This window comes from Lachnospira hominis (ex Hitch et al. 2025), from assembly GCF_040096395.1.
Classification (GTDB): domain Bacteria; phylum Bacillota; class Clostridia; order Lachnospirales; family Lachnospiraceae; genus Lachnospira; species Lachnospira hominis.
In genome coordinates this window covers 1-11362 of record NZ_JBBMES010000003.1, presented here as the reverse complement: position 1 = coordinate 11362, position 11362 = coordinate 1, and the positions used below count along the sequence as shown (strand labels likewise).

Sequence of the window (11362 nt, the reverse complement as noted above, 5' to 3'; positions counted from 1 at the left end):
AATTCCATACCAGCCTGTTAAATATATTTAATTCCATATTTTCTTAAACTATCCGTAAATAAAGAAACATCTGCTTTAGCGTCTTCTATTGTTATCCCATAAAAGTCTGATAACCTCTGTGCAGTCTCATTTAATGAATTACATTCACTCAGATATTTCCATATCACTGCCCCGGTTTCATTAATAATTATTGGTGTCATATACTGTTCATCTGATGAATCACATGACATAATCCAATAATTCCCGGCAGCGTAAAACATTTTGTATTTTGCTTCTCCCATAAATATAACAATACCCCTTTAGCTATATTAATCCCCTATAGCAGATTTTATTACATAATTTCCAAATATTTCTAATTATTTTATTATATTACAAAACACCGCCACAATCAACAGTTTAACTGACTGTTGACCTTGACGGTGTCTATATATAATATCTGTATTTACACTATAACCTGACAAATCTCGTAATTAACAAGCCTCTTCAAACTGTGAATTGTAAAGGTCAGCGTAAAATCCACCTTTCTTCAGCAATTCTTCGTGATTTCCATGCTCGACAATATCGCCGTCTTTCATAACAAGAATCAAATCCGCATCTTTTATCGTTGAAAGTCTGTGTGCAATAACAAAACTTGTTCTGCCTTTCATAAGGTTGTCCATAGCTTTCTGTATCTGCTGTTCAGTTCTTGTATCTACTGAAGATGTAGCTTCATCAAGAATAAGTATCGGATTGTCAGCAAGAATTGCTCTTGCAATTGTAAGAAGCTGTTTCTGTCCCTGTGATACATTGCTTGCATCCTCGTTAAGCTCCATGTTATAACCACCCGGAAGTGTTTCTATGAAATGATTTGCATGAGCGGCTTTCGCTGCTTCAATAACTTCCTCATCTGTTGCATCAAGACGTCCATAACGTATATTTTCCATAATAGTATCTTTATAAAGCCATGTATCCTGAAGTACCATTCCGAATGCTTCTCTTAAATCTCTTCTATTGAAATCTTTTACATTATGACCGTCCACAAGAATTTCACCTGAGCCAACGTCATAGAATCTCATAAGAAGCTTAACTATAGTTGTCTTTCCGGCTCCCGTAGGGCCTACAATCGCAATCTTTTGTCCCGGTTTTACCTTTGCGGAAAAGTCATTGATAATTGTCTGATCCTCCCTGTATCCAAAATGCACATGTCTGAACTCTACTTCGCCCCTTATTGTATCTAACTTTACAGGATTAGCTGCAAACTGGTCTTCCTCTTCTTCTCCTAAGAATTCAAATACTCTCTCTGAAGCGGCTGCCATTGACTGTACCTGATTGATAACCTGTGCAATCTGTGTTATAGGCTGCGAAAAATTCTTAACATACTGGATAAATGCCTGAATATCACCGATTGTTATAGTTCCCTTTATGGCAAGAAATCCACCACTCAATGCTACACCTGCATATCCAAGGTTGCCGACAAATGCCATGATGGGCTGCATCATTCCTGAGAAGAACTGTGATTTCCAGGCTGATTTGTACAACACGTTGTTAGTCTCATCAAACTGCTTTACCATGTCTTTTTCTTTATTAAATGACTTAACAACAAGATGTCCGCCATATGTTTCTTCTACCTGACCATTGATATGTCCAAGATACTCCTGCTGTGTCTTAAAATACTTCTGTGAACGTTTGACAACGAATGATATAAGTTCTGCTGATACAGGAAGTATAATTACAGCAATAATTGTCATAAGAGGTGAAATACTCATCATCATTATGAATACACCTACAAGTGTGGCAACCGATGTAATTATGGTTGTTATACTCTGGTTAAGTCCCTGTCCGAGCGTATCTACATCGTTTGTTATTCTCGAAAGAACCTCACCGTATGTTCTGCTCTCGAAATACTTCATAGGCATACGGTTGATTTTCTCTGATATTTCCTTACGAAGTCTATAGCATACTTTCTGTGTTATTCCCGTCATAATCCAGCCCTGACAAAAACTGAAAATGACACTTACAAGATAAAGGCAAAGCACAATTATAAGAATTTTTCCAATATAGTTAAAATCCATTCCGCCCGTACCTGCTATTTTACGCATAAGTCCCTCAGAAAGTGCTGTTGTGGCCTTACCGAGAATCTTAGGGCCTATTACATTAAATACTGTTGCAACTGCAGCAAATAACATTACCGCAAATATTCCTATCTTATATCTTCCAATATATGACATAAGTTTTGAAATTGAACCCTTAAAGTCTTTTGCCTTTTCAGGTGCCATTCCCATGCCTCTAGGTCCGCCCATTCTGCCTCGTCTCGGAGGCGTCTTGAAATCTTTATTATCTTCCATGATTATGCCTCCTCTCCAAGCTCTTTTGCTGACATCTGTGAACGTGCTATCTGCTGATATACATCACATGAATTCATAAGTTCTCCATGTGTACCTTTACCTACAATTCTGCCTTCATCCATTACAAGAATCTGGTCAGCATGAAGTATTGTGCTGATTCGCTGTGCAACTATAATAACAGTGCTGTCCTTAACTTTTGATGATAAGGCTTTTCTTAATGCTGCATCTGTCTTTAAATCAAGTGCAGAAAAACTGTCATCAAAGATATATATCTTAGGATCCTTTGCAATGGCTCTCGCAATAGAGAGTCTCTGCTTCTGACCACCTGACACGTTAGTACCGCCCTGTGCAATAGGACTGTCATATTTTGCACTCTTGCTGTCTATAAATTCTGTTGCCTGAGCTATTGAAGCTGCCTCCTCAATCTGTGCATCAGTTGCATCATCTTTGCCATATCTTAAATTTGATGCTATAGTACCTGAGAAAAGTACACCCTTCTGAGGCACATAACCGATTTCGCTTCTTAAATCTTCCATTGTTATATTCTTAACATCATGTCCATCAACCAGGACACTTCCCTGTGTTGCATCATACAAACGCGGTATAAGATTGATAAGTGTTGACTTGCCACATCCTGTACTTCCGACAATAGCTGTTGTCTCTCCCGGTTTTGCTACAAAATCAATATCTGAAAGAACATCTGCATCAGCGTTAGGATATCTGAATGAAACATGGTTAAAGCTTACAACACCTTTGTGTTCTTCAAGTCTTTCAGGATTTTCAGGGTCTCTTATAGATGATTTTTCATTTAAAACTTCATCTATTCTGTTAGCTGAAACTGCTGCTCTCGGAAGCATAATTGACATCATTGTAAGCATCAGGAAAGACATTACAATCTGCATTGCATATGTGATAAATGCTGTCATGGCACCCACCTGCATGCTTCCGCTGTCAATCTTGTGTGCAGCTACCCATATGATAAGTACATTAATTCCGTACATGATAAATGTCATAAGAGGCATCATAAATGTCATTACACGGTTTGTAAAAAGCATTGTCTTAGTGAGTGCCTTATTGGCATCATCAAAACGCTCCTCTTCTTTCTTTTCACGTCCGAATGCACGTATTACGGAAAGACCTGTAAGAATTTCTCTTGATACGAGATTGACATTATCAACAAGCTTCTGCATAAGTTTGAATTTAGGCATTGCAACTACCATAAGTACCATTACAATTCCGATTATTATAAGCACCGCAAGTGCTATAATCCATTCCATGCCTGCACCTGTCTGCATCACCTTAAAAATACCGCCTACACCGAGTATAGGTGCATATAAAACCATACGAAGCATAAGAACAGTCACAAGCTGTACCTGCTGTATATCATTAGTTGTTCGTGTTATAAGAGATGCTGTCGAGAATTTATCCATCTCTGCATTTGAAAAATTCATTACATTCTTGTATACACTGCCACGCAAATCACGTCCGATTCCGGCTGCTACTCTTGAAGCTACAAGTCCAACAAGAACTGTAGTAAGTGCAACAAGAAGTGCCATCGCTATCATCTTGGCTCCTGAAACCCACAGATACTTTGTCTGCAATGCATCCATATCAATTCCAGCATTAGTATCCTGCTTTACTGCATATGCGATTCCCATTGACTTTACAAGTGTAGAACCCATCGTATCAACTGTTTCTTCAGCTTTTTCCCTGATCTGTGAAACCATTTCATCGCTTAACATTCCTGCCTGTGACATAGCAAGAAGCTTCTGTTTTTCTTCATCTGTCATCTGATTATTAATTATAAGCGGTAAAACAAGTTCATCATCATAAGATGACAGTTTCTTTTCGCTCTTTACATTGCATCTGTAAATACCATTATCATTGTCATAACTTTCCTGCCAGATTGTCTTTTCACTGTCTGTCATAAAAAGCTGTGCCAGATTATATTCATCCTCTGTTACAGCCTCAGGCATAACATGTCCTACACCTTTATTCTGGATTCCTACATCAATAATATCCGATGTGTACTGTGGAAGTGACAAATCACAAAACGCCTGCAGTACAAGAAGTACCAGTATCATAATTACAGACTTCCAATATGGTACAAGATTTTTAAATATTCTGCCCATAGTCTCTCTCCTTTTCCAATTGCATTTCTAGATATTACCACTATGGGGTACGAATATAAAGAAAATTAATATGAGTTTTTCTTAAAAAAATATAAAAATTATTATCTCCAAATGACATTTTGTGCATCAGCACATTTTTTTCTTAATGATGAAAGATTATCAAGAGCCGCATTTAACGTATTGTCTTTCTTTGCAAAATGAAATCTTACAAGTGAATGGATATCTTCCCTGAAAAAGCTAGAACCCGGAACTGCCGCAACTCCGACATGCTGTGTCATCCACTCACAGAATTTCACATCATCCTTTACACCAAATTCTGAAACATCCATAAGTACGTAATAAGCTCCCTGCGGCTCACTAAATGTAAGTCCGAGATTTTTTAAACCGTCACAGAACAGATTTTTCATATGTGTATAATGGTTCTGAAGTTCTTTATAATAGTCATCACCGAATTTCAAACCAGTAACTGCCGCCTCCATAAGCGGTGCTGCAGCTCCTACTGTAAGGAAATCATGCACTTTCTTTACTCTGTCTACAATCTGTGGATTTGCAATAACATATCCAAGCCTCCAGCCCGTAATTGAATAGGTTTTTGATAGCGAATTACATATAATTGTTCTCTCTCTCATTCCCGGAAGCGTTGAAATATATATATGTTTATTCGGTTCATAAATAATATGCTCATATACTTCATCTGTTATAACATATGTATCATATTTTATTGCAAGTTCTGATATAATTTTAAGTTCTCCCTCTGTAAATACTTTGCCGCAGGGATTTGAAGGGTTACACAAAATAAGTGCTTTGGCTCCTGTTTTAAATGCATCTTCAAGTACATTAGCATCAAACTTAAATTCAGGCGGTACTAAAGGAACGTAAACCGGCTCTGCTCCCGAAAGTATTGTATCAGCACCATAATTTTCATAAAAAGGCGAAAAAATGATAACTTTATCTCCCGGATTTACAACCGACATCATTGCTGCCATCATAGCTTCTGTGCTTCCACATGTAACTACTATTTCACTTTCTGCATCTATTTTCATTCCCGAAAAATGCTCCTGTTTTGCCGCAAGTGCATCCCTGAAATTCTTTGCTCCCCATGTAAGCGCATACTGGTGAGGACCTTCGCCTGCAACCTCTGCCAACCTGTCTGTAATGGCTTCTGGCGGGTCAAAATCAGGAAATCCCTGTGATAAATTAACTGCACCGTACTTATTGGCAACTCTTGTCATTCTTCTTATTACTGAATCCGTAAATTGTGATGTTCTCTGACTTAATTCTCTCATTAATATACCTGTTAATACCTTTCTTAAAAAGGGCTGCCGCATGTAAATTAATCGTTCAAAATTAATCATTATAGCGGCAGCCCCTTTCCATAAAATTCAATCTTATATTACTACATTTTGGGAAAGATTTAATATTTACTTTTTTGATATTTCTATCAATATTTACTTTACATAGTATACGTAATTATCCTTAATCGGATGAGCCTTAGGTTCATCACCATCTGCATAACCGAGCACGCAGTTTCCTATGCCTTCGTAATCACCTGTAATTCCAAGCTGTTTAAGGATACTCTTTCCCTCTTCGCTCTCAAATGTTTCCTTCGCACGGTGAATCCAGCAGCTTCCAATTCCCTCTGAATGTGCCGCAAGCATAAGATTTCCCATCACAAGGCTTCCGTCATAAACATGTGTCGGTCTGCTTTTATCTGCAAGCACAACGAGAACAACAGGTGCATTGTAAAATGGATCAAAATCTTCAGGTTTTCCCATAATCTTTGCATTCATAGCAGATAACTTATCCCTAAGCTCTTTGTTTGTAACCGCAATTATAACAGGGGACTGTGCTGCCATTCCTGTCGGGGCATATGTTCCGGCTTCAAGAATTCTGTCAAGCACATCTTGAGGAAGTGCATCTGACTTAAATTTTCTTATACTTCTTCTTGTCTTCATGTTTTCTATGATTTCGTTCATCTGTCTTTACCTGCCTTCCAATATTTTTTGTGATTTCTGATATTTTTGCAATTTTATAATTATTTATGATTTAGTTGATTCCTGTAACTTTGTAGTCCTGTGCCTCAACAGCTTCTTTAAGAACAGCATTGTCAACATCAACATTAAGCTTTACTACTGCCGTACCACTCTCATGGCTTACTACAGCCTCATCTACCTGTGCAAGTGCTTCAAGAGCTTTCTTTACTCTTGCCTCGCAGTGTCCACACATCATTCCTTCGATATTAAGTGTCTTTTCCATATTTTTTTCTCCTTTACTGTTTTTATTATTATCATGCTTTTTTACACGTTTTCTGTCATGTGAAGCATCATATACCTTGAAAAGATTCAGTCTCAACGCATTTGTTACAACGCAGAAGCTTGAAAGACTCATTGCTGCAGCACCAAACATCGGATTTAATGTCCATCCGAATAATGGAATCCATACACCGGCCGCAAGCGGTATTCCGATTATATTGTAAAAGAATGCCCAGAATAAATTTTCGTGGATATTTCTTAATGTTGCACGGCTTAATCTTATTGCCGCAGAAACGTCTGTGAGACGGCTCTTCATAAGAACTATATCAGCCGCATCTATGGCTATGTCAGTTCCCGCACCGATTGCAATACCTATGTCCGCTCTTGTAAGAGCGGGTGCATCGTTGATTCCGTCACCAACCATTGCAACCTTGCCGCTTTCTTTAAGTTTTCTTATAACAGCTTCTTTTCCATCAGGAAGAACTCCCGCTATAACTTCATCGACACCAGCCTGTCTTCCTATTGCTTTGGCGGTTCTTTCATTATCTCCCGTAAGCATCACAACTCTTACGCCCATGTCGTGAAGTTCTTTTACAGCCTGACCGCTTTCTTCTTTTATAACATCGGCAACAGCTATAATTCCGAGAAGTTTATCATTCTTAGCAAACAAAAGCGGTGTTTTTCCCTGCTCTGCAAGTTCCTGTGCTTTTTTATCCATTTCCTTAGGCACATTTACTGTGTTGCTCATAAATTTGAGACTTCCGCCTGTAATCTTATCTTCACCGTTTATGCCTGATAATCCGTTACCTGCAAGTGCCTGAAATTCCGTAATATTGTATTTTTTGTTAAAAATATCGCTCTTATTGTCTTTTACATATCCCGTAACTGCTTTTGCAAGAGGATGCTCTGAGAGCATTTCAATAGAGTAGGCATTTTCAAGCAAATCATTTTTGCCAAAACCATCAGCACATATTATATCTGTAACCTTAGGCTCACCGCTCGTTATAGTTCCTGTCTTATCAAGTGCGACTATATCAATCTTTCCTGTTTCCTCAAGAGATGACGCAGTCTTAAACATCATGCCGTTTTTTGCACCCATTCCGTTACCGACCATAATTGCAACAGGTGTTGCAAGCCCAAGAGCACACGGACAGCTTATTACAAGAACTGATATTCCTCTTGCAAGTGCAAATCCGACAGACTGACCTGCAATAAGCCATACCGCTATTGTTATCAAGGCTATCGTTATTACAGCAGGAACAAATACGCCTGATACCCTGTCGGCTATCTTCGCAATTGGAGCCTTTGTTGCCGCTGCATCACTTACCATCTGTATTATCTGTGAAAGTGTTGTATCTTCACCGACTCTTGACGCTTCGCACTTTAAAAATCCTGACTGGTTGAGTGTTGCCGCAGAAACATTATCCCCCGCCGACTTGTCAACAGGTATGCTTTCACCTGTAAGTGCTGCTTCGTTTACCGCACTGCTTCCCTCGACAACAATACCGTCTACAGGTATATTTTCCCCTGGTCTTACAATAAATATATCACCTTTTTTTACATTTTCAACAGGAACATTTAACTCACTGCCGTCACGTATTATATTAGCTGTTTTTGGTGCAAGCTTCATAAGGCTTTTTATCGCATCTGTTGTCTTTCCTTTTGAATGGGCTTCAAGCATCTTTCCGACTGTTATAAGTGTAAGAATCATAGCCGCTGATTCAAAATAAAATTCATGCATGTAGTGCATTACGCCGTCCATATCCATGCGTACTTGTGCATCTGTCATAGCAAACAATGCATATGTGCTGTATACAAACGCCGCACCTGAACCGAGTGCAACAAGTGTATCCATGTTAGGTGCTTTATGCAAAAGTCCCTTAAATCCGCTTATAAAAAACTTCTGGTTAATAACCATAATAATTATTGTAAGAAGCATCTGTATAAGTCCCATTGCAACATGGTTGCCTTCAAGAAATGACGGAAGCGGCCAGCCCCACATCATATGTCCCATTGAAATATACATAAGCACTATAAGAAATCCTACAGATGCTATAAATCTCTTTTTTAATACAGGTGTTGCCCTGTCTTTTAACATGTCCTCCTGTGCCGCATACATTCCCTGAGAACCGCTCTTCTGTGATGTTCCACTTTTATCCGACGCCGTATGTGATGTTTTTAAAGATGCACCGTATCCCGCATCTTCAACAGCTTTTATTACCGCTTCATCACTTGCCGTACCTTCAACTCCCATTGAATTGGTAAGAAGGCTTACCGAGCAGTTCTCTACTCCTTCTACTTTTGACACAGCTTTCTCAACACGGCTGCTACACGCTGCACAGCTCATTCCCGTAACTATATACTGTTTCATAATTAAATATCACCTGCCTGTTTTTTATATGTTTTTATCATTGAACAAAATTATTATTATGCTAAGCTGATTTTCTTATTTCATAAGCTTCTGAAGCACTGTGACAAGTTCATCTACAGTCTCTTCCTTACCGGCTCTAATATCTGTAGTAACACAGGATTTTATATGGTTTGCAAGCAAAACTTTGTTAAAACTGTTAAGTGCTGCATTAACTGCCGACACCTGAATAAGAATATCCGGACAATATGCACCTTTTTCAACCATTCCCTTAATTCCTCTTATCTGTCCTTCTATTCTGCTTAATCTGTTAATTAAATCCCTGTATTCTTTATCAGAACGTTCTTTATGTCTGCAATGTTCACATTCTTCCAATTCATTTACCTGCCTTTCTATATAATTCTGTTATGTGACCGTACATCTTATAACAATGTATATAATGCACTTCATAGAATATCATACAAGCAACGCCATGTATAGCATACCCCTGTATGGTATCTTTGTGAGCAAAATAATACACCCCGGCATCAGCTATGTCAAGGTGTATTTTTATCAAGCTTTAATACTTCTCTTATTTTCACCTGTGTCACACACAGATTATGCTGCACGTAATGTATAAAATCACCCTTTATTTACTCTGTAAACCCTTTGATAAAAACATAGGAATAATAACACCGGCTATAAATAATACCCAGCCGGCATCATGCAGCACTGTTCCGGATTTTGCAACAGATTCCAAAACGGCACCCACTGCCATTATAACGTAACATACCCCGGCTTTTTTATAATATGATTTTACAGATTCATCTGTATACTTTTGTTTCATGCCTTTTGTCATAAACGGAACATCTAATAACATCATAATGCCACCTATACAAAGGCAGACAGCTGCGATAATTACAACTCTCTGATATACTGTCATATTATTGTTCTCCTTGTCTTTTGTTATGATTTACTATACATAATTTATCTTATTACCTGCTTTTGAATATTTCATAGCTTCCTTACAATATACAGATGTGTTTACCAGCCATATTATACATACAACGAGTGCCGGCAAAAAACCCGTTCCAAATGCAAGTGCACAAATAACAAGAACAATCTCCAATACGGAACATACGCTATTAGTCACACTGTATGCTTTAAATGCACATTTTCCAACTATAATTTTCTCGGCCTCATCACAGCTTTCCATCCATTTTTTCTGAAATCTCATATCATACACAGATGCTTTTTTCTCAGGATTCATAATTTTAGATAAATCCACACATTTCTGCTGAAAAATAACAACCTCAACCAGAATAGCCATAAATGCTACAATACCTATGCTAAACGGTAAAAATACGCCTTTATTATTATCAAATATTTCTAAGCCGTTTGAATACACTGCCCCAATAAGAAAATATGAAATAATAAGTCCACAACTCGTAACCCAGATAATAACCGACAATCTTTTCTCTATGCCATCTGATATTTCTTCATCTTCACAATCCCATGACAAAAGCATTTTTTTAGTTTTCATATAATAAGGGCTTAATATTAACGGAACAAAAACCGCTATTGTAAACATCATCCATGGTGCAACAAATGTTGAAAATACGTCTGCCACACGTTCAATATTTTCTGAAAATCCATGCAATCCATATTTTGCAATTACAAATCCCATTATACCACCGGCTGCCGCCCCTGCAATTACCAATAATATAAACATAGGCATAGCTTTCCTGTTAGCTTCTTTAATTTCCTGATTCTCCATTATTTTCTTCCTCCTCCAGATAAAATACCTCTTCAACTGTAACGCCGCATACTTTGGCAATTGTCAACGCAAGAGTAACCGACGGTGAATAATCTCCTCTTTCTATAAGGCTTATCGTCTGCCTTGATACGCCACACAACGCACCCATCTTCTGCTGATTAACATTAAGTGCCGCTCTGCGTTCCTTTAACCGATTTCGCAGTATCATAAGACACCTCCAAAATTTTATAAAAAAAGTTTATGTATATTGACAATTATCTTTGTCATTTTGTATTATATACTTGTCATCAATAAATGTCAAGTAAGTGTCAGTCATATTATTTTTATTTTATAAAATATACTATTGACATATTTAAAATATTACTATATTATTAATATATATTAAACATTATTTTAAGGAGGACTGCCTATTGACCAATGAACCATTACTAAACCGGAACCATAAAGACGTCTTGTTTCGGTTTATCTTTAAAAATCCTAAGGATTTATTATCTTTGTATAATGCGTTGAACGATACTGACTATACGGAT

At 37.8% G+C, this 11362-nt stretch carries 10 protein-coding genes; all 10 read right to left on the bottom strand.

The window, feature by feature from the left end; genetic code table 11:
• Positions 1–17: 17 nt before the first annotated feature.
• Positions 18–281 (bottom strand): PqqD family protein, encoded by a 264-nt coding sequence (locus WMO38_RS03670; RefSeq protein ID WP_349161522.1) that lies wholly within the window; start codon positions 279–281, stop codon positions 18–20.
• A 189-nt stretch (positions 282–470) separates the two neighbouring features.
• Complete coding sequence (locus tag WMO38_RS03665) at positions 471–2324, bottom strand: ABC transporter ATP-binding protein (RefSeq protein WP_435390972.1); 1854 nt, start codon at positions 2322–2324, stop codon at positions 471–473.
• Positions 2325–2326: 2 nt separating this feature from the next.
• A complete protein-coding gene (locus tag WMO38_RS03660) occupies positions 2327–4456 on the bottom strand; it encodes an ABC transporter ATP-binding protein (RefSeq protein WP_349161520.1) in 2130 nt (709 codons plus the stop codon).
• Between the two features lie 101 nt (positions 4457–4557).
• The gene (locus WMO38_RS03655) at positions 4558–5742 is read right to left on the bottom strand and encodes a pyridoxal phosphate-dependent aminotransferase (RefSeq protein WP_349161518.1); all 1185 of its coding nucleotides are present in this window, start codon (positions 5740–5742) and stop codon (positions 4558–4560) included.
• Between the two features lie 162 nt (positions 5743–5904).
• Complete coding sequence (locus tag WMO38_RS03650; RefSeq protein WP_349161516.1) at positions 5905–6432, bottom strand: nitroreductase; 528 nt, start codon at positions 6430–6432, stop codon at positions 5905–5907.
• A gap of 70 nt (positions 6433–6502) precedes the next feature.
• Positions 6503–9079 (bottom strand): heavy metal translocating P-type ATPase, encoded by a 2577-nt coding sequence (locus WMO38_RS03645; RefSeq protein WP_349161515.1) that lies wholly within the window; start codon positions 9077–9079, stop codon positions 6503–6505.
• Positions 9080–9154: 75 nt separating this feature from the next.
• On the bottom strand, positions 9155–9451 hold the full coding sequence (locus tag WMO38_RS03640) for a metal-sensing transcriptional repressor (protein WP_021865821.1): 297 nt from the start codon (positions 9449–9451) through the stop codon (positions 9155–9157).
• Between the two features lie 253 nt (positions 9452–9704).
• A complete protein-coding gene (locus tag WMO38_RS03635; RefSeq protein ID WP_349161513.1) occupies positions 9705–9998 on the bottom strand; it encodes a hypothetical protein in 294 nt (97 codons plus the stop codon).
• Between the two features lie 33 nt (positions 9999–10031).
• Entirely contained in the window at positions 10032–10832 is an 801-nt protein-coding gene (locus WMO38_RS03630; RefSeq protein WP_349161511.1) for a DUF3169 family protein, read from the bottom strand.
• Positions 10813–11040, bottom strand: coding sequence for a helix-turn-helix transcriptional regulator (locus WMO38_RS03625; protein WP_349161509.1), 228 nt, complete (start codon positions 11038–11040; stop codon positions 10813–10815). Before WMO38_RS03625 ends, WMO38_RS03630 begins: the two co-directional genes overlap by 20 nt.
• Between the last annotated feature and the right edge of the window lie 322 nt (positions 11041–11362).